The sequence below is a fragment of the Escherichia sp. MOD1-EC6819 genome, assembly GCF_002965765.1.
GTDB lineage: Bacteria > Pseudomonadota > Gammaproteobacteria > Enterobacterales > Enterobacteriaceae > Escherichia > Escherichia ruysiae.
The window spans coordinates 133615-152515 of the sequence record NZ_PTRG01000003.1; the positions used below are offsets into that span (position 1 = coordinate 133615).

Sequence of the window (18901 nt, forward strand, 5' to 3'; positions counted from 1 at the left end):
ATCCTTATTTTTGCACTACGATATTTTCTTGTGATGGATCGACATGCTGCATTTGCAGCTTCTCCGTGGCGATCCTTTCCACCCGGCTATGGTCGCCGAGCGCATTCTCTTCAAGAATCAGGTTGCGCCATTCAATGTCTAAAGCGTCTCGCTCCAGCACCAATTGTTCGCGCTGAGCGGTCAGCAAACGGGTATGGTGTGCTGTGGTCACCACAGTCACCGCCGTCAAAATAATGCAAATGAACAGGCAGAGTGGCAGCTTCCCAAATCGCAAAAGATCGTCACCAATGACGCCAGGCAAGGCATGGCGCTCGTGACTTCCCATCGATCCTTTAACTTTGCTTAGAGCTTCTGTCACTCTGCTGATCATGCGTTCGTCCTCTCTGCAATACGCAGAACTGAACTACGGGCGCGAGGGTTCTCTGCCACCTCTTCTTCGCCCGGCATCAACTTGCCTAGTGCTCGCAACTGACGGCCACCCAGTTTTTTGAGCTGCTCTTCGGTCATCGGTAATCCTGCCGGAACCTGCGGACCACGACTGTTTTCACGCATAAAGCGTTTCACAATACGGTCTTCCAGCGAATGAAAACTGATGATCGAAAGCCGCCCACCTGGCGCCAGCACGTTGAGCGAGCTTTTTAGCGCCTGCTCTATCTCCTCCAGTTCACTGTTTACCCAGATGCGCACCGCCTGGAAGGTACGGGTCGCGGGATGTTTGAATTTGTCCTTCACCGGCGTTGCCGCCGCCACCACTTCTGCCAGTTCTTTGGTGCGTGTCATCGGCTGTTCGCGGTTACGCTCGACAATGGCGCGCGCAATACGTTTAGCGAAACGTTCTTCGCCATACGTTTTCAATACCCAGGCGATATCGGCTTCTTCGGCAGTTTGTAGCCATTCGGCAGCGGATTGACCGCGCGTCGGATCCATACGCATGTCCAGCGGGCCATCGCGCATAAAGGAAAAACCGCGTTCAGCATCATCGAGTTGTGGTGAAGAGACGCCAAGATCGAGGAGAATGCCGTCAATCTTGCCGATAAGATCACGCTCGGCGACATATTCGCCCAGCGCGGAGAAAGGTCCATGTATGATGGAGAAGCGCGGATCATCAATAGTCTTCGCAACGACAATAGCCTGCGGATCGCGATCGATCGCCAGCAAACGTCCCTCTTCGCCAAGCTGCGAGAGGATCAGACGTGAGTGACCACCGCGACCAAAAGTTCCATCAATGTAGATACCGTCAGGACGGATATTGAGGCCATTTACGGCTTCATCCAGCAGCACCGTAGTGTGTTTATAGTTTTCCATCATTTTATAGAGACAAGTCCTGCAGCCGCTCCGATAAGTTTTCGGTAGCCAACTGTTCTGCGTCGATATCTTCCCTGACTTGTTGATGCCAGGTTGTTTCATCCCACAGTTCAAACTTATTGAACTGTCCAACCAACATCACTTCTTTTGTCAGCCCGGCATGTTGCCGCAGTACTGGCGCGATTAACAATCGACCTGCGCCATCCATCTGACATTCGCTGGCATGACCTAACAGAAGGCGCTGCACACGGCGCTCAACCGGGTTCATGCTCGACAGACGCGATAATTTTTGCTCGATAATTTCCCATTCAGGAAGGGGGTAAAGCAGCAGACATGGGTGATGAATGTCAATGGTACACACCATTTGACCGGCAGCGTTCCCGAGCAGCTCTTCCCGATAACGGGTGGGCACCGATAAGCGCCCTTTACTGTCGAGATTGACTAACGTTGCTCCCCGGAACATGCCAGTCTTCCCCCAATTACCACTTTATCCCACAAATTCCCACTAAAAGGAGTTTACGGAGCGGAGGAAAAGCTTGTCAAGCCAGGAACATTCCTTACCGAAGCAAAAAACCCGATGTTTACGACTAATATCTGCATTGTTTAAAAATCGCCCAACGAACGAAGCAAATTAACGTTATGAATAGTTGTAAGAAAAAATCCCACTCATCATTACCGTTTTAAAAACGACTTCTTTTTCCTTAATGAAAATATAAAGTGTCAGTTTGCGACGCGAGCGGCATTTTAGGACATATCGCCCCCGGATAACAGTCCCTGTTGCGCACGCGCCATGCCTGACGTCAGCGACTTTGCGTAAAAGATTAGAAAAGTGTTTGTTTAATCGGCAATTGCCGATTTGCATGTAACAAAATAATGCAATCGCAATCCATCGTTACGACTTAATTATCATTAAGCACATCGAATGAAGTTAATTGGTGAGATATTTAGAAGGTCTTATGGATAATAGTCAGGAATAGTCTTATTTACATAAAGGATATTGATGTCCAATTACGTACTCAATGCGCCAGCCGCAATCAACCGGCGCATCATTTTTTGTTTAACGTTTAGCTACGACTGAGTACGCCGCGACGATAGAGATTTCGTTTGATGCGCGTTAAGCCTGGTTTTGGCTTACGCGGCTCGTCCAGACTCGCCAGGACAATCTCCAGCACGCGCTCAGCGACATCCCGATGACGCTGAGCCACGGCCAGCACAGGACATTGTAAGAAGTCGAGCAATTCGTTATCGCCAAAGGTGGCAATCGCCAGATCGGAAGGCAGTTTACCATCGCGACGCAACGTGACATCCATCACTCCCTGCAACAATGCAAAAGAAGTAGTGAACAGCGCCTGCGGCATCGGATGCGTTTCCAGCCATTTTTCGAATAACTGGGCAGCAGCTTCCCGCTCATAGCTATTGGCATAAAGGAAATGCACTTCGCGCGGATCATCTTTCCAGGCAGTTCGGAAACCCTGCTCACGCAGGAAGCTGACAGAAAGCTCCGGCAGCGCGCCAAGATAAAGCACCGTCTCGGCGGGAAACTTACGTAACTCTTCCGCCAGCATTTCGGCATCATCCTGATCGGCACCAACCACGCTGGTGAAATGTTCACGATCGAGGGCGCGATCCAGCGCGACAATTGGGAACGGGTCATTAGCCCAGCGTTGATAGAAAGGATGCTCTGGCGGCAGCGAAGTCGAAACAATGATGGCATCGACCTGACGCTGTAAAAGATGCTCAATACAACGCATTTCGTTGTCTGGCTGATCTTCGGAACAAGCAATGAGTAGCTGATAGCCGCGTTGACGCGCCTGGCGTTCAAGATAGTTAGCAATGCGGGTATAACTTGTGTTCTCAAGATCGGGGATAACAAGACCAATAGAACGTGTGCGTCCAGCACGAAGCCCAGCCGCCACGGCATTCGGGTGGTAATTGTGCTCACGCACCACTGCCATGACTTTCTCAACGGTTTTGTCGCTCACACGGTATTGCTTCGCTTTGCCGTTAATAACATAGCTTGCAGTGGTCCGCGACACTCCCGCCAGCCGAGCGATTTCATCCAGTTTCACAATTGCCCCTTGCGTAAAATGTAAAAACCATAACCATTGTACTGGTATGGATTAAATTCATTAACATCTAAGCGCAGAAAATTAACTGCGGCAACTGCTTTTATTCCAGGTTCCTACTAAATTCGCAAAAAAAGCCCAACGTGACTTATTGGGCTGCAAATTGCACATTGAGATCATTCTCAACGCATTATTTTATCGCCGCGCGAAAGACCGACGACGCCGGAGCGGGCAACTTCAACAATTTTCGCCACATCGCGAATCGATGCTAAAAATGCGTCGAGTTTATCGCTGGTGCCTGCCAGTTGAACGGTATAAAGCGAAGGCGTGACATCAATGATTTGCCCACGAAATATTTCCGTATTGCGTTTCACTTCGTCACGTCCATAGCCGCTGGCCTGAATTTTCACCAGCATAATCTCCCGCTCAACGTACGCGCCCTGCCCCAGCTCGCTCACGCGCAACACATCGACCAGCTTGTGTAATTGCTTTTCGATTTGCTCAAGCACTTTTTCATCGCCCACGGTCTGGATGGTCATACGCGATAATGTCGGATCGTCGGTTGGCGCAACGGTCAGGCTTTCAATGTTATAGCCACGCTGGGCAAAAAGGCCGATCACGCGGGATAACGCGCCTGATTCATTTTCGAGTAATACTGATAATATCCGGCGCATAATCAGGTTCTCTCCGTTTTGCTTAACCACATTTCATCCATTCCGCCCCCGCGAATCTGCATCGGATAAACGTGCTCACTGCCATCGACGGTGACATCAACAAATACCAGGCGATTATTTCGTACCTGTTCCAGCGCCTCGCCAAGTTTACTTTCCAGCTCATCCGGGCGCGAAATCTGGATACCAACATGACCATAGGCTTCTGCCAGGCGGACGAAATCTGGCAGAGATTGCATATAAGATTGTGAATGACGGCCGGAATAGATCATGTCCTGCCACTGTTTCACCATCCCCAGATAGCGGTTATTAAGATTCACCACCAGCACCGGAAGCTCGTATTGCAAGGCTGTAGACAGCTCCTGAATGTTCATCTGAATACTGCCGTCGCCAGTAACGCAGACCACAGTTTCTTCCGGCAACGCCATTTTGACGCCCAGCGCCGCAGGTAAACCAAACCCCATGGTGCCGAGGCCACCGGAGTTGATCCAGCGACGCGGTTTGTCGAAAGGATAATAAAGTGCGGCGAACATCTGGTGCTGCCCGACGTCGGACGTAACGTAAGCGTCCCCCTTCGTCAGTCGCCAGAGCGTCTCTATCACCGCCTGCGGTTTAATCTTTTCGCTCTGAGTGTCGTATTTCAGGCACTGGCGAGCGCGCCACTGTTCAATTTTCTGCCACCAGTCGCGGATTTCATCCAACGGTTGGTGAGCCGTTTCTTGTGCCAGCAACTCCAGCATTTGATCCAACACCAGCCGCGCATCGCCAACGATCGGGATGTCGGCGGTCACGGTTTTTGAGATAGAGGTTGGATCAATATCAATATGTAACACCGTCGCATTCGGGCAGTACTTTGCCAGATTGTTAGTAGTGCGATCGTCAAAGCGTACACCAACCGCAAAAATGACATCGGCATTATGCATTGTCATATTGGCTTCGTAAGTGCCGTGCATTCCCAACATTCCCAGCGCCTGACGATGCGTTGCCGGAAACGCGCCTAATCCCATTAATGACGAGACGACAGGAAGATTAAGTTGCTCAATAATCTGTTTGAGTTGTTGATGGCAAGCCGCAGTCACTGCGCCACCGCCTACGTAAACGACCGGTTTTTTCGCCGCAGCCAGCGTTTGTAGTGCACGTTTAATCTGCCCTTTATGACCCAACGTTGTCGGGTTATACGAGCGCATACTGACCGATTCCGGCCAGACGTAAGGTAATTTGTTCGCCGGATTAAGAATATCTTTCGGTAAATCAACCACCACCGGACCAGGACGCCCGCTTGCCGCCAGCCAGAAAGCCTTTTTCAGCACCTGCGGAATGTCTTCCGTTTGCTTAACCAGAAAACTGTGTTTAACCACCGGCCGGGAAATTCCCACCATGTCACACTCCTGAAAGGCATCGTAACCTATCAGCGAGGTTGCCACCTGCCCGGAAAGGATAACCAGCGGAATGGAGTCCATATAGGCGGTGGCGATACCGGTAATTGCGTTGGTGGCTCCAGGACCCGATGTCACCAGCACAACGCCCACTTCTCCGGTCGCCCGCGCCAGGCCATCGGCCATATGTACCGCTGCCTGCTCATGACGAACTAATACGTGATCAATACCGCCCACGGTATGCAATGCATCGTAAATATCAAGAACCGCGCCTCCGGGATAACCGAATACTTGCTTAACGCCCTGATCGATAAGCGATCGGACGACCATCTCGGCTCCAGACAACATCTCCATGGCTTGCCTCACTATTTGGCGGAAAAAATGTGTAAAACACATTAACCGTCCGATCTTGCTTAAGCAATTGACAAGCAGAGTCACAAGCGTGAAGAAATAAGAATAAACAGGAGGAAAGGAGAAAATAAACGATAAAATAATCCAGAATGGCGGACAGAATTGATAATAAATCGGTCAAATTCGACCAGTTACAGCAATTTCTCTATTTTTTCATTATTTCTAAAATCAGGGCAAACACGTATTCTTATTTCTAAAATCAGGGCAAACACGTATTCAGAATAAAATTCTACATTTAATAAAAAATGCAGAATAAACCAGAATTACGCGCCTGATTTATTCTGCCTTTGTTTAACGTTTACAAATAGAGACTAATTGCTCTTCCATCCATTGATGGCCTTTATCACGCCCGGCAGCCTCATGCCAGGAGAGGTAACAGGTTCTGCTATTTTGTTTTAATGGCAGCGGTAATACCTGTAACTCTAAGGACTCAGCGAACTCTTCAGCCAGCCAACGCGGCGCAATAGCAACCAGATGCGTTTGCGACACCACGCTAAGAACGCTCATCATTGCCATGCCCTGATACGCGATACTGGCTTGCTTATCTACCGTGTCATACCACGGTTGACTAAATGACGCGAAACGATCAAGCGAAACCGCCGCATGTTGTTCGTTATAAACGTCATGTTTCAGTAATGGGCCTTTAATAGTCGGATGGTTCTTGCTGGCTACCAGCACCATTTCATCTTTAAATAATGGCACACTGGTAAATTCAGGACGATGGAAGTCTTCATAACTAATAACAAACTCCGTTTCCTGATAACGTAGCTGATGTTCGGTGTTCTGATTTAATGAAGACTTGAATATCACATGAATATTTGGCGCGATTTGCTCAATGTGATTATAAATCTGCGAGGTAAGAATGCTATCTAACGGGCTGCAAACGCAAAGATGGAATACACGTTCGCTGCTGGCCGGCTCAAAACCTGAACCTGGTAATTCATTTTGCACTAATTGCAGCGCCTGACGCACAGAGCCAAAAAGTTGAAAAGCGCGGGCAGTCGGTTGGATACCACGCCCATAACGAACAAAAAGCTCGTCATTAAACATCACCTTCAGGCGTGCGACAGCGTTACTGACCGCAGGTTGCGACATGCCCAGAACATGCGCGGCACGGGTAATGTTCTGCTCCTGCATCACGGCATCGAAAACGGTTAATAAGTTTAGATCGACCATGCGTAGCTGTGGCTTGCTTAACTCCGCAATTTCTGGATGATCTGTTTTTACCTCTGACATAGTTAACTCCACTGTCACACTTAACTCCCTTTCCCTTATTGGAATGCAGAGAAATAATCCTGAAAAATATGATTTACCATGCATATAAAATAAGAAAAAGAAAAATGCGTAAAATTAGGAAAACATAAAGATACGGGTTCTGATAAAAACAGAATCCATTGCCGTGCGAAGAGTCATTCACCACAGCATAATAATCCATAATGTTTTTGTTGCGAAAACAATCTAATCATAAGTTCCGCGAATACTCAATCATCCAAAAAATGGATTAAACGTGCGCATTTAATAATTAATTTATATATTTGATGCATTAATTCTTAACATTAATCGATCAATAATATTCATAAAATCAATATCAAAACATTCACTCAAAATATAATTCAATACAAATCATCAGGATAGATAGGGTAAAGAATAAATTTCCCTCCTTCTTACCTCATTGATTAAATGCCATAAATTATTCTGAAGTATGTCCACCAATGAAAGGTATGTGTGGTTAAGCAGAAATTAATATCGACTGTTTTAACCCGCGCAGCACAATTAGCTAATTCAACTCATGCAGAACTCACGCTGACGGGACGTTTTTGTTGCGTCAGGGTTGACATCCGTTTTTGTATCCAGTAACTCTAAAAGCATATCGCATTCATCTGGAGCTGATTTAATGACTCACATCGTTCGCTTTATCGGTCTACTACTACTAAACGCATCTTCTTTGCGCGGTAGACGAGTGAGCGGCATTCAGCATTAAGCCAGCACGCAGTCAAACAAAAAACCCGCGCCATTGCGCGGGTTTTTTTATGCCCGAAGCGAGGCGCTCTAAAAGAGATAAGGACCCAAACCATGAGCCAGCAAGTCATTATTTTCGATACCACATTGCGCGACGGTGAACAGGCGTTACAGGCAAGCTTGAGTGTGAAAGAAAAACTGCAAATTGCGCTGGGTCTTGAGCGTATGGGGGTTGACGTGATGGAAGTTGGTTTCCCCGTCTCTTCGCCGGGCGATTTTGAATCGGTGCAAACCATCGCCCGCCAGATCAAAAATAGCCGCGTATGTGCGTTAGCCCGCTGCGTGGAAAAAGATATCGACGTGGCGGCCGAATCCCTGAAAGTCGCCGAAGCCTTCCGTATTCATACCTTTATTGCTACCTCCCCAATGCACATCGCCACCAAGCTGCGCAGTACGCTGGATGAGGTTATCGAACGTGCTATTTATATGGTGAAACGCGCACGTAATTACACTGATGACGTTGAGTTTTCTTGTGAAGATGCCGGACGCACACCGATTGCCGACCTGGCGCGAGTGGTCGAAGCGGCAATTAACGCCGGCGCCACCACCATCAACATTCCGGATACCGTGGGCTACACCATGCCGTTTGAGTTCGCCGGAATCATCAGCGGCCTGTATGAACGTGTACCGAACATCGATAAAGCCATTATTTCCGTGCATACCCACGACGACTTAGGCCTGGCGGTCGGCAACTCACTGGCGGCGGTACATGCCGGAGCGCGGCAGGTAGAAGGCGCGATGAACGGGATCGGCGAGCGTGCCGGTAACTGTTCGCTGGAAGAAGTGATCATGGCGATTAAGGTACGTAAGGATATTCTCAACGTCCACACCGCCATTAATCACCAGGAAATATGGCGCACCAGCCAGCTAGTTAGCCAGATTTGTAATATGCCGATCCCGGCAAACAAAGCCATTGTCGGCAGCGGTGCGTTCGCACACTCCTCAGGTATTCACCAGGATGGTGTGCTGAAAAACCGCGAAAACTACGAAATCATGACACCAGAATCTATTGGTCTGAACCAAATCCAGTTGAATTTGACCTCTCGTTCCGGCCGTGCGGCGGTGAAACACCGCATGGATGAGATGGGATATAAAGAAAGTGAATATAATTTAGACAACCTGTACGACGCGTTCCTGAAACTGGCAGATAAGAAAGGTCAGGTGTTTGATTACGACCTGGAGGCGCTGGCCTTCATCGGTAAACAGCAAGAAGAACCGGAGCATTTCCGTCTGGATTACTTCAGCGTGCAGTCTGGCTCTAACGATATCGCCACCGCCGCCGTCAAACTGGTCTGTGGCGAGGAAGTAAAAGCGGAAGCCGCCAACGGCAACGGCCCGGTCGATGCCGTCTACCAGGCAATTAACCGCATCACTGACTACAACGTCGAACTGGTGAAATACAGCCTGACCGCCAAAGGCCACGGTAAAGATGCGCTGGGTCAGGTGGATATTGTCGCCAACTACAATGGTCGCCGCTTCCACGGCGTCGGCCTGGCCACTGATATTGTCGAGTCATCCGCCAAAGCGATGGTACACGTGCTGAACAATATCTGGCGCGCCGCAGAAGTCGAAAAAGAGTTGCAACGCAAAGCTCAACACAACGAAAACAACAAGGAAACCGTGTGATGTCGAAGAATTATCATATTGCCGTATTGCCCGGAGATGGGATCGGGCCGGAAGTGATGACCCAGGCGCTGAAAGTGCTGGACGCCGTGCGCAACCGCTTTGCGATGCGCATCACCACCAGCCATTACGATGTAGGCGGCGCAGCCATTGATAACCACGGGCAACCACTGCCGCCTGCGACGGTTGAAGGTTGTGAGCAAGCCGATGCCGTGCTGTTTGGCTCAGTTGGTGGCCCGAAGTGGGAACATTTACCACCAGACCAGCAACCGGAACGCGGCGCGCTGTTGCCTTTGCGTAAGCACTTCAAATTATTCAGCAACCTGCGTCCGGCAAAACTGTATCAGGGACTGGAAGCGTTCTGCCCGCTGCGAGCAGACATTGCCGCTAACGGCTTCGACATCCTGTGCGTGCGCGAACTGACCGGCGGCATCTATTTCGGTCAGCCCAAAGGCCGCGAAGGTAGCGGACAATATGAAAAAGCGTTTGATACCGAGGTGTATCACCGTTTTGAGATCGAGCGTATCGCTCGCATCGCGTTTGAATCTGCCCGCAAGCGTCGCCACAAAGTGACGTCGATCGATAAAGCCAACGTGCTGCAATCCTCTATTTTATGGCGGGAGATCGTTAACGAGATCGCCATTGAATATCCGGATGTCGAACTGGCGCATATGTACATCGACAATGCCACCATGCAGCTGATTAAAGATCCATCGCAGTTTGACGTTCTGCTGTGCTCCAACCTGTTTGGCGACATTCTTTCTGATGAGTGCGCGATGATCACTGGCTCGATGGGGATGTTGCCTTCCGCCAGCCTGAACGAACAAGGTTTTGGACTGTATGAACCGGCGGGCGGCTCGGCACCAGATATCGCAGGCAAAAATATCGCCAACCCGATTGCGCAAATTCTGTCACTGGCGCTGCTGCTGCGCTACAGCCTGGATGCCGATGATGCGGCTTCCGCCATTGAACGCGCCATTAACCGCGCATTAGAAGAAGGCATTCGCACCGGGGATTTAGCCCGGGGCGCTGCCGCCGTTAGTACCGATGAAATGGGCGATATCATTGCCCGCTATGTGGCTGAAGGGGTGTAATCATGGCTAAGACGTTATACGAAAAATTGTTCGACGCTCACGTAGTCTACGAAGCTGAAAACGAAACCCCTCTGTTATATATCGACCGCCATCTGGTACATGAAGTGACCTCACCGCAGGCGTTCGATGGCCTGCGCGCCCACGGCCGCCCGGTGCGTCAGCCAGGTAAAACCTTCGCCACCATGGATCACAACGTCTCTACCCAGACCAAAGACATTAATGCCTGCGGTGAAATGGCGCGCATCCAGATGCAGGAACTGATCAAAAACTGCAAAGAGTTTGGCGTTGAGCTGTATGACCTGAATCACCCGTATCAGGGGATCGTCCACGTGATGGGGCCAGAACAGGGTGTCACCTTGCCGGGGATGACCATTGTTTGCGGTGACTCACATACCGCCACTCACGGCGCGTTTGGCGCACTGGCGTTTGGTATCGGTACTTCCGAAGTTGAACACGTACTGGCAACGCAAACCCTGAAACAGGGTCGTGCGAAGACCATGAAAATTGAAGTCCAAGGCAAAGCTGCGCCTGGCATTACCGCGAAAGATATCGTGCTGGCGATCATCGGTAAAACCGGCAGCGCAGGCGGCACCGGGCATGTGGTGGAGTTTTGCGGCGAAGCAATCCGTGATTTAAGCATGGAAGGCCGCATGACTCTGTGCAATATGGCAATCGAAATGGGTGCGAAAGCTGGTCTGGTTGCGCCGGACGAAACCACCTTTAACTATGTCAAAGGCCGTCTTCATGCGCCGAAAGGCAAAGATTTCGACGACGCCGTCGCCTACTGGAAAACCCTGCAAACCGACGAAGGCGCAACTTTCGATACCGTTATCACTCTGCAAGCAGAAGAGATAGCCCCACAGGTGACCTGGGGAACTAACCCAGGACAGGTGATCTCCGTTAACGAGAATATCCCTGATCCCGCTTCGTTTGCCGATCCGGTTGAACGCGCGTCGGCAGAAAAAGCGTTGGCCTATATGGGACTGAAACCGGGTATTCCGCTGACCGAAGTGGCTATCGACAAAGTGTTTATCGGCTCCTGTACCAACTCACGTATTGAAGATTTACGCGCGGCGGCGGAAATCGCCAAAGGCCGGAAAGTCGCGCCAGGCGTACAGGCACTGGTGGTTCCCGGCTCCGGTCCGGTAAAAGCCCAGGCAGAAGCGGAAGGTCTGGACAAAATCTTTATTGAAGCCGGTTTTGAATGGCGCTTGCCTGGCTGCTCAATGTGTCTGGCGATGAACAACGACCGTCTGAATCCGGGCGAGCGTTGTGCCTCTACCAGCAACCGTAACTTTGAAGGCCGCCAGGGGCGCGGCGGGCGCACGCATCTGGTCAGCCCGGCAATGGCGGCCGCCGCTGCCGTGACCGGACATTTCGCCGACATTCGCAACATCAAATAAGGAGCACACTATGGCAGAGAAATTTATCAAACACACAGGCCTGGTGGTTCCGCTGGATGCCGCCAATGTCGATACCGATGCGATTATCCCGAAACAGTTTTTGCAGAAAGTGACGCGCACTGGTTTTGGCGCGCATCTGTTTAACGACTGGCGTTTTCTCGATGAAAAAGGCCAACAGCCAAACCCGGACTTTGTGCTGAACTTCCCGCAATATCAAGGGGCTTCCATTTTGCTGGCGCGAGAAAACTTCGGCTGCGGTTCCTCGCGTGAGCACGCGCCGTGGGCGTTGACCGATTACGGTTTTAAAGTGGTGATTGCGCCGAGTTTCGCCGATATCTTTTACGGCAACAGCTTTAATAACCAGTTGCTGCCGGTGAAATTAAGCGATGAAGAAGTGGACGAGCTGTTTGCCCTGGTGAAAGCCAATCCGGGGATTCACTTCGATGTGGATCTGGAGGCGCAAGAGGTGAAAGCGGGAGAGAAAACCTATCGCTTTACCATCGATGCCTTCCGCCGCCACTGCATGATGAATGGTCTGGACAGCATCGGTCTGACCCTGCAGCACGACGACGCCATTGCGGCTTATGAAGAGAAGCAACCGGCGTTTATGCGTTAGTTTGTACACCGTCCGGCACTCAATCGCTAAAAAGAAAAAAGCCAGCAGGTATTCACTGCTGGCGTGGCGATTAACACCAATACTCAGTCACACATGATGTCTGCAAATCAGTAGTCAGAATCACTCCCCTCCCACTGCATCTTGTTCTTCAGGCATAGCTAAACGTTGTAGAACACTTAACCCGCGAAGCCAGCACATCTTCTCTGTCACGATAAAATAGTGCCGCTAAAACTGACGCATGGGATACCTCATTGCTTCATCGTTAAGAATTATTGACTTAATATAGGGAAAATAAAATTGCTGACTTTTGCGCAGGAGTTCCCCTTTTATGCCATCTGCTCGTCTGCAACAACAGTTCATCCGCCTGTGGCAATGCTGTGAGGGTAAATCTCAGGAGACAACGCTGAACGAACTGGCGGAGTTATTGAGCTGCTCCCGTCGTCATATGCGCACCCTGCTCAACACCATGCAGGATCGCGGCTGGCTGACGTGGGAAGCGGAAGTCGGGCGCGGCAAACGCTCGCGTTTAACGTTCCTCTATACCGGGCTGGCGCTACAACAACAGCGGGCAGAGGATCTGCTGGAGCAGGATCGCATCGACCAACTGGTACAACTTGTCGGTGATAAAACCGCCGTGCGGCAAATGCTGGTTTCTCATCTGGGGCGTAGCTTCCGCCAGGGGCGACACATCCTGCGCGTCCTCTACTATCGTCCGTTGCGCAACCTGCTGCCTGGCAGCGCATTACGCCGTTCCGAAACGCATATCGCCCGGCAAATCTTCAGCGCGTTAACCCGCATAAATGAGGAAAATGGGGAACTGGAAGCGGACATCGCCCACCACTGGCAACAAATTTCCCCGCTTCACTGGCGCTTCTTTTTACGTCCGGGTGTCCATTTTCATCATGGTCGTGAACTGGAAATGGACGACGTGATCACCTCATTGAAACGGATCAATACGCTGCCGCTCTATTCGCATATTGCTGAAATTGTATCGCCGACGCCCTGGACGCTGGATATCCATCTCACGCAGCCAGACCGCTGGTTGCCGTTACTGCTGGGGCAAGTTCCGGCGATGATCCTGCCGCGTGAATGGGAAAACCTCAGCAACTTTGCCAGCCATCCCATCGGCACCGGTCCGTATGCGGTAATGCGTAACAGCGCCAATCAACTGAAAATTCAGGCATTCGATGACTTCTTCGGTTATCGCGCGCTAATCGACGAGGTTAACGTCTGGGTCTTGCCGGAAATTGCCGACGAGCCAGCCGGAGGGCTGATGCTGAAAGGACCACAGGGCGAGGAAAAAGAGATTGAAAGCCGTCTGGAAGAAGGTTGCTACTATTTACTGTTCGACAGCCGCACCCATCGCGGGGCGAATCAGCAAGTCAGAAACTGGGTAAGCTATGTACTTTCTCCTACCAATCTGGTTTATTTCGCCGAGGAACAGTACCAGCAACTGTGGTTCCCGGCTTATGGAATGCTCCCCCGCTGGCACCATGCCCGCCCGACACATTGCGAAAAACCAGCCGGACTGGAACATCTCACCCTGACCTTTTACCAGGATCATATTGAACATCGGGTCATTGCCAGGATCATGCAGCAGATTCTGGCAAGTCACCATGTCACGCTGGAAATCAAAGAGATCAGCTACGATCAGTGGCACGAAGGTGAGATTGAAAGCGACATCTGGCTTAACAGCGCCAACTTTACGCTACCGCTAGATTTTTCGCTGTTCGCGCACTTGTGCGAGGTGCCGTTGCTACAACACTGTATTCCGATCGACTGGCAAGCCGACGCCGCCCGCTGGCGCAATGGCGAGATGAATCTGGCGAACTGGTGCCAGCAACTGGTCGCCAGCAAAGCAATGGTGCCGCTGATCCACCACTGGCTGATTATTCAGGGGCAACGCAGTATGCGCGGCCTGCGCATGAATACCCTCGGTTGGTTCGATTTTAAATCGGCGTGGTTTGCGCCGCCGGATCCATGATTGCTGGTTGATAACAAAATCACTACACTAACGCCGTTCTCAACGGGGTGCCACGCAGACGCGTGCGCTGAGAAAATACCCGTCGAACCTGATCCGGATAACGCCGGCGAAGGGATTTGAGGCTCCTTCTCAAGTCCTTTGCCACTCTTTTTTGAGGTGCAAAGTGTTAAAAAAATGTCTTCCCCTGCTGTTGCTGTGCACAGCGCCCGTTTTCGCTAAACCCGTTCTGACTGTTTATACCTATGACTCCTTCGCCGCCGACTGGGGGCCTGGTCCGGTGGTTAAAAAAGCCTTTGAAGCCGACTGTAACTGCGAACTGAAACTGGTGGCGCTGGAAGATGGTGTCTCACTGCTCAACCGTCTGCGGATGGAAGGCAAAAACAGCAAAGCCGATGTGGTGCTGGGGCTGGATAACAACCTGTTAGATGCCGCCAGCAAAACCGGACTGTTTGCCAAAAGCGGCGTGGCAGCCGATGCCGTTAACGTTCCCGGCGGCTGGAATAATGACACTTTCGTACCATTTGATTACGGCTACTTCGCCTTCGTCTATGACAAGAACAAACTAAAAAATCCGCCGCAAAGCCTGAAAGAGCTGGTTGAGAGCGATCAGAACTGGCGGGTGATTTATGAAGATCCGCGTACCAGTACGCCGGGGCTGGGTCTGCTGTTGTGGATGCAAAAAGTCTATGGCGATGACGCCCCGCAAGCCTGGCAGAAACTGGCGAAAAAAACCGTCACGGTAACGAAGGGCTGGAGCGAAGCCTACGGCCTGTTTTTAAAAGGCGAAAGCGATCTAGTACTGAGTTACACCACCTCTCCGGCTTATCACATTCTCGAAGAGAAGAAAGATAACTACGCCGCTGCGAACTTCAGCGAAGGTCACTATCTGCAAGTGGAAGTCGCTGCCCGCACCGCTGCCAGCAAGCAGCCGGAGCTGGCGCAAAAGTTCCTTCAGTTTATGGTTTCTCCGGCTTTCCAGAATGCGATCCCAACCGGCAACTGGATGTATCCGGTGGCAAACGTCGCGCTGCCTGCCGGATTTGAACAACTGACCAAACCAGCAACCACGCTGGAATTCACGCCAGCCGAAGTGGCGGCACAACGTCAGGCATGGATTAGCGAATGGCAACGCGCCGTCAGCCGTTAATTCCCGGCTGGTTAATTCCAGGCGTAAGCGCCGCCACGCTGGTAGTAGCGGTTGCACTGGCGGCGTTTCTCGCGCTGTGGTGGAACGCGCCGCAGGGTGACTGGGCGACAATCTGGCAGGACAGCTACCTGTGGCATGTGGTGCGCTTCTCCTTCTGGCAGGCGTTTCTCTCGGCGCTGCTCTCTGTCGTGCCCGCGATATTCCTTGCCCGCGCGCTCTATCGCAGGCGCTTTCCGGGTCGGCTGGCGCTGTTACGTCTGTGCGCAATGACCTTGATCCTGCCGGTGCTGGTCGCCGTTTTCGGCATTCTTAGCGTCTATGGTCGCCAGGGCTGGCTGGCATCACTCTGGCAAACGCTTGGTCTGGAATGGACATTTTCCCCCTACGGCCTGCAAGGCATTTTGCTGGCGCACGTATTTTTTAATCTGCCGATGGCGAGCCGTTTATTACTTCAGGCACTGGAAAATATTCCCGGCGAGCAGCGCCAGCTTGCCGCACAGCTTGGGATGCGCGGCTGGCACTTCTTTCGTTTCGTCGAATGGCCGTGGTTACGGCGACAAATCCCGCCGGTTGCTGCGCTGATCTTTATGCTCTGTTTCGCCAGCTTCGCCACCGTGCTGTCGCTGGGCGGCGGGCCACAGGCGACGACTATCGAGCTGGCAATCTATCAGGCGCTGAGTTACGACTACGATCCCGCCCGCGCGGCGATGCTGGCGCTGATCCAGATGGTGTGCTGCCTTGGGCTGGTGTTGTTGAGTCAGCGATTAAGTAAGGCCATTGCGCCCGGCACCACGATGCTGCAAGGCTGGCGCGACCCGGACGATCGTCTGCATAGCCGCATTTGCGACACTGTGTTGATTGTGCTGGCGCTGCTGTTATTGCTGCCACCGTTACTGGCGGTGATCGTCGATGGGGTAAATCGCCAGCTACCGGAAGTGCTGACGCAACCGGTGCTGTGGCAGGCGCTGTGGACCTCGTTGCGTATTGCGCTGGCAGCAGGCGTATTGTGCGTGGCGCTGACCATGATGCTGCTGTGGAGCAGTCGCGAACTACGGGCGCGGCAAAAAATACTGGCGGGTCAGGCGCTGGAGATGAGCGGCATGTTGATCCTCGCCATGCCGGGTATTGTACTGGCAACGGGTTTCTTTTTGCTGCTCAACAATACGACTGGCCTGCCGCAATCTGCTGACGGCATTGTGATTTTCACCAATGCGTTAATGGCGATCCCTTACGCGCTGAAGGTGCTGGAAAATCCGATGCGCGATATCACCACCCGCTACAGCATGTTGTGTCAGTCGCTGGGCATTGAAGGCTGGTCGCGCTTAAAAGTGGTCGAGTTTCGCGCCCTGAAACGTCCACTGGCGCAGGCGTTGGCCTTTGCCTGCGTGCTGTCGATTGGTGATTTTGGCGTGGTGGCGTTGTTCGGTAACGACGATTTCCGCACCCTGCCGTTTTATCTCTACCAGCAAATTGGCTCTTATCGCAGCCAGGACGGTGCGGTCACCGCGTTAATTCTGCTGCTGCTCTGTTTTCTGCTGTTTACCGTGATTGAAAAACTACCGGGGCGAAATGTTAAAACTGACTGATATCACCTGGCTTTACCACCATTTGCCGATGCGTTTTAGCTTAACGGTGGAACGCGGCGAGCAGGTGGCGATCCTCGGGCCAAGCGGCGCGGGTAAAAGTACCCTGCTGAATTTGATCGCCGGTTTTCTGACGCCAGCCAGCGGTTCGCTGACTATCGACGGCGTTGATCACACCACGACGCCACCGTCACGCCGTCCGGTGTCAATGCTGTTTCAGGAAAACAACCTGTTCAGTCACCTGAAGGTAGCGCAGAACATCGGGCTGGGGCTAAATCCGGGATTGAAGTTGAACGCGGTACAACAGGAGAAAATGCACGCTATCGCCCGTCAGATGGGGATTGATAATTTAATGGCGCGGTTGCCTGGCGAGCTTTCCGGCGGTCAGCGGCAGCGCGTAGCGTTAGCGCGTTGTCTGGTACGCGAACAGCCGATTTTATTGCTTGATGAACCGTTCTCCGCGCTCGATCCGGCGTTACGTCAGGAGATGTTGACGCTGGTGAGCACGAGCTGCCAGCAGCAAAAAATGACGCTGTTGATGGTATCGCACAGCGTGGAAGATGCGGCGCGGATCGCCACGCGCTCGGTGGTGGTCGCCGACGGGCGTATCGCCTGGCAGGGTAAGACCGAAGAATTATTGAGCGGTAAGGCGAGTGCTTCGCCTCTGTTGGGAATTAAAGGTTAAAAGCGCACGGACAGTCCCCTCGCCCCTCTGGGGAGAGGGTTAGGGTGAGGGGAACAAACCAGCGCCGGTGCAAACTATCCCCTAAACCCCAACCACTTTACGCAAAATATCGATATACACCGGCATCAACGGATGGCGAATTAACACCACCAGCGCCACCACGCCAGTGGCAGATATCAACGGTGTCAGCCACAACAAATGACCACGCGACAAATAATGACTTAAACGGTCAGTTGCTTTACCGCTGCGCCATAACCGCCAACACAGCCAGCCGCCAACCCACAAAAACACCGCCGTCGCCAGCAACAGCCACTTAAACTCACCGCTCTGCATTCCGGCAGGAATATCAATCGCCGCGCCCGCCAGAATCCCCGGCAGGAAGTAAAACGGCGGCCACAACAAACAGCCGATAATATTTGGCGTGATAAATTTCGCCACCGGCAGATCCAGCATCCCCGCCACCATTGGCACCAGCGGACGCGTCGGGCCGACAAAACGACCGACCAGAATGGTGAACATGCTGTGCTGATGCAGCGCATGTTCGGTTTTGTCGAGTAGTGCTTTGTTTTTCTTCAGAAATGACCAACGATGCAACGGCTTTTTAAAACGCCAGCCCAGCCAGAAGGAGATCCAGTCGCCCATCAGGCAGCCAATAATCCCTGCCAGCCAGGCGTGCCAGAAACTTAACTCGCCACTGCCAATCAGCGCCCCCAGCCCCGCCATCAGCACCGTACCGGGTAGAATCAACCCGACCAGCGCCAGCGACTCCAGAAAAGCCACCAATAACACCGCCATCAATGAGTACACGGTGGATTGGGTAATAAAGTGTTCCAGCAATGCTTGCATAATGTGCCTGTCAAAGGGACGAAGCAGGGATTCTGCAAACCCATTGCCACTCCGTCAAGCCATCAATTGTCT

General features: G+C 52.0%; 18 protein-coding genes and 1 riboswitch. Of the genes, 9 read left to right on the forward strand and 9 right to left on the reverse strand.

Annotated features, from left to right (window positions below):
* Nucleotides 1-4 precede the first annotated feature (4 nt).
* The 8 genes from ftsL to leuO form a co-directional block, all read right to left on the reverse strand.
* Nucleotides 5-370 carry a cell division protein FtsL gene (gene ftsL, locus A7Z06_RS04515; RefSeq protein ID WP_000625658.1) on the reverse strand — a complete coding sequence of 122 codons (366 nt, stop codon included), beginning with the start codon at nucleotides 368-370 and terminating at the stop codon, nucleotides 5-7.
* Nucleotides 367-1308 carry a 16S rRNA (cytosine(1402)-N(4))-methyltransferase RsmH gene (gene rsmH / locus A7Z06_RS04520; protein WP_000970494.1) on the reverse strand — a complete coding sequence of 314 codons (942 nt, stop codon included), beginning with the start codon at nucleotides 1306-1308 and terminating at the stop codon, nucleotides 367-369. Before rsmH ends, ftsL begins: the two co-directional genes overlap by 4 nt.
* Nucleotide 1309: 1 nt before the next feature.
* Nucleotides 1310-1768, reverse strand: a complete 459-nt coding sequence (mraZ, locus tag A7Z06_RS04525) for a division/cell wall cluster transcriptional repressor MraZ (protein ID WP_000488288.1) — start codon at nucleotides 1766-1768, stop codon at nucleotides 1310-1312.
* A 601-nt stretch (nucleotides 1769-2369) separates the two neighbouring features.
* Nucleotides 2370-3374 (reverse strand): catabolite repressor/activator, encoded by a 1005-nt coding sequence (gene cra / locus A7Z06_RS04530; RefSeq protein ID WP_000762401.1) that lies wholly within the window; start codon nucleotides 3372-3374, stop codon nucleotides 2370-2372.
* 81 nt (nucleotides 3375-3455) lie between these two features.
* On the reverse strand, nucleotides 3456-3542 hold the full coding sequence (locus A7Z06_RS21625; RefSeq protein WP_032224418.1) for a hypothetical protein: 87 nt from the start codon (nucleotides 3540-3542) through the stop codon (nucleotides 3456-3458).
* An 11-nt stretch (nucleotides 3543-3553) separates the two neighbouring features.
* A complete protein-coding gene (ilvN, locus tag A7Z06_RS04535) occupies nucleotides 3554-4045 on the reverse strand; it encodes an acetolactate synthase small subunit (protein ID WP_010345411.1) in 492 nt (163 codons plus the stop codon).
* 2 nt (nucleotides 4046-4047) lie between these two features.
* Nucleotides 4048-5772, reverse strand: a complete 1725-nt coding sequence (ilvI, locus tag A7Z06_RS04540) for an acetolactate synthase 3 large subunit (RefSeq protein WP_032224415.1) — start codon at nucleotides 5770-5772, stop codon at nucleotides 4048-4050.
* Between the two features lie 348 nt (nucleotides 5773-6120).
* Nucleotides 6121-7065 (reverse strand): transcriptional regulator LeuO, encoded by a 945-nt coding sequence (leuO, locus tag A7Z06_RS04545; protein ID WP_010345415.1) that lies wholly within the window; start codon nucleotides 7063-7065, stop codon nucleotides 6121-6123.
* A gap of 658 nt (nucleotides 7066-7723) precedes the next feature.
* Between leuO and leuL the strand changes: the two genes are divergently transcribed.
* The 9 genes from leuL to thiQ all read left to right on the forward strand — a co-directional run bounded on the left by leuL (nucleotide 7724) and on the right by thiQ (nucleotide 17983).
* Nucleotides 7724-7810 (forward strand): leu operon leader peptide, encoded by an 87-nt coding sequence (leuL, locus tag A7Z06_RS04550; RefSeq protein ID WP_001300467.1) that lies wholly within the window; start codon nucleotides 7724-7726, stop codon nucleotides 7808-7810.
* A 92-nt stretch (nucleotides 7811-7902) separates the two neighbouring features.
* The gene (gene leuA, locus A7Z06_RS04555) at nucleotides 7903-9474 is read left to right on the forward strand and encodes a 2-isopropylmalate synthase (protein WP_000082869.1); all 1572 of its coding nucleotides are present in this window, start codon (nucleotides 7903-7905) and stop codon (nucleotides 9472-9474) included.
* On the forward strand, nucleotides 9474-10565 hold the full coding sequence (leuB, locus tag A7Z06_RS04560; RefSeq protein WP_000042349.1) for a 3-isopropylmalate dehydrogenase: 1092 nt from the start codon (nucleotides 9474-9476) through the stop codon (nucleotides 10563-10565). The genes leuA and leuB overlap by 1 nt, the downstream gene beginning before the upstream one ends.
* 2 nt (nucleotides 10566-10567) lie before the next feature.
* Nucleotides 10568-11968 carry a 3-isopropylmalate dehydratase large subunit gene (gene leuC, locus A7Z06_RS04565; protein WP_001140644.1) on the forward strand — a complete coding sequence of 467 codons (1401 nt, stop codon included), beginning with the start codon at nucleotides 10568-10570 and terminating at the stop codon, nucleotides 11966-11968.
* Between the two features lie 10 nt (nucleotides 11969-11978).
* Nucleotides 11979-12584 carry a 3-isopropylmalate dehydratase small subunit gene (gene leuD, locus A7Z06_RS04570; RefSeq protein ID WP_000818244.1) on the forward strand — a complete coding sequence of 202 codons (606 nt, stop codon included), beginning with the start codon at nucleotides 11979-11981 and terminating at the stop codon, nucleotides 12582-12584.
* A gap of 328 nt (nucleotides 12585-12912) precedes the next feature.
* The gene (sgrR, locus tag A7Z06_RS04580; protein ID WP_010345421.1) at nucleotides 12913-14568 is read left to right on the forward strand and encodes a DNA-binding transcriptional regulator SgrR; all 1656 of its coding nucleotides are present in this window, start codon (nucleotides 12913-12915) and stop codon (nucleotides 14566-14568) included.
* A gap of 33 nt (nucleotides 14569-14601) precedes the next feature.
* Nucleotides 14602-14701, forward strand: a riboswitch (TPP riboswitch).
* Between the two features lie 30 nt (nucleotides 14702-14731).
* Complete coding sequence (gene thiB, locus A7Z06_RS04585) at nucleotides 14732-15715, forward strand: thiamine ABC transporter substrate binding subunit (protein ID WP_010345422.1); 984 nt, start codon at nucleotides 14732-14734, stop codon at nucleotides 15713-15715.
* Complete coding sequence (thiP, locus tag A7Z06_RS04590) at nucleotides 15691-17301, forward strand: thiamine/thiamine pyrophosphate ABC transporter permease ThiP (protein WP_000235654.1); 1611 nt, start codon at nucleotides 15691-15693, stop codon at nucleotides 17299-17301. Before thiB ends, thiP begins: the two co-directional genes overlap by 25 nt.
* On the forward strand, nucleotides 17285-17983 hold the full coding sequence (gene thiQ / locus A7Z06_RS04595) for a thiamine ABC transporter ATP-binding protein ThiQ (protein ID WP_000916282.1): 699 nt from the start codon (nucleotides 17285-17287) through the stop codon (nucleotides 17981-17983). The genes thiP and thiQ overlap by 17 nt, the downstream gene beginning before the upstream one ends.
* Before the next feature lie 81 nt (nucleotides 17984-18064).
* Here thiQ and A7Z06_RS04600 read toward each other — a convergent pair whose 3' ends face one another.
* Nucleotides 18065-18829 (reverse strand): DedA family protein, encoded by a 765-nt coding sequence (locus A7Z06_RS04600; RefSeq protein WP_001148380.1) that lies wholly within the window; start codon nucleotides 18827-18829, stop codon nucleotides 18065-18067.
* Nucleotides 18830-18901 lie beyond the last annotated feature (72 nt).

Excerpts from the sequence above, each read along its gene's own strand:
- ftsL (WP_000625658.1), bottom strand. The coding sequence starts at position 370 with ATGATCAGCAGAGTGACAGAAGCTCTAAGCAAAGTTAAAGGATCGATG.
- rsmH (WP_000970494.1), bottom strand. The coding sequence starts at position 1,308 with ATGATGGAAAACTATAAACACACTACGGTGCTGCTGGATGAAGCCGTA.
- mraZ (WP_000488288.1), bottom strand. The coding sequence starts at position 1,768 with ATGTTCCGGGGAGCAACGTTAGTCAATCTCGACAGTAAAGGGCGCTTA.
- A7Z06_RS21625 (WP_032224418.1), bottom strand. The coding sequence starts at position 3,542 with ATGTGCAATTTGCAGCCCAATAAGTCACGTTGGGCTTTTTTTGCGAAT.
- ilvN (WP_010345411.1), bottom strand. The coding sequence starts at position 4,045 with ATGCGCCGGATATTATCAGTATTACTCGAAAATGAATCAGGCGCGTTA.
- ilvI (WP_032224415.1), bottom strand. The coding sequence starts at position 5,772 with ATGGAGATGTTGTCTGGAGCCGAGATGGTCGTCCGATCGCTTATCGAT.
- leuO (WP_010345415.1), bottom strand. The coding sequence starts at position 7,065 with ATGTCAGAGGTAAAAACAGATCATCCAGAAATTGCGGAGTTAAGCAAG.
- leuL (WP_001300467.1), top strand. The coding sequence starts at position 7,724 with ATGACTCACATCGTTCGCTTTATCGGTCTACTACTACTAAACGCATCT.
- leuA (WP_000082869.1), top strand. The coding sequence starts at position 7,903 with ATGAGCCAGCAAGTCATTATTTTCGATACCACATTGCGCGACGGTGAA.
- leuB (WP_000042349.1), top strand. The coding sequence starts at position 9,474 with ATGTCGAAGAATTATCATATTGCCGTATTGCCCGGAGATGGGATCGGG.
- leuC (WP_001140644.1), top strand. The coding sequence starts at position 10,568 with ATGGCTAAGACGTTATACGAAAAATTGTTCGACGCTCACGTAGTCTAC.
- leuD (WP_000818244.1), top strand. The coding sequence starts at position 11,979 with ATGGCAGAGAAATTTATCAAACACACAGGCCTGGTGGTTCCGCTGGAT.
- sgrR (WP_010345421.1), top strand. The coding sequence starts at position 12,913 with ATGCCATCTGCTCGTCTGCAACAACAGTTCATCCGCCTGTGGCAATGC.
- thiP (WP_000235654.1), top strand. The coding sequence starts at position 15,691 with ATGGCAACGCGCCGTCAGCCGTTAATTCCCGGCTGGTTAATTCCAGGC.
- thiQ (WP_000916282.1), top strand. The coding sequence starts at position 17,285 with ATGTTAAAACTGACTGATATCACCTGGCTTTACCACCATTTGCCGATG.
- A7Z06_RS04600 (WP_001148380.1), bottom strand. The coding sequence starts at position 18,829 with ATGCAAGCATTGCTGGAACACTTTATTACCCAATCCACCGTGTACTCA.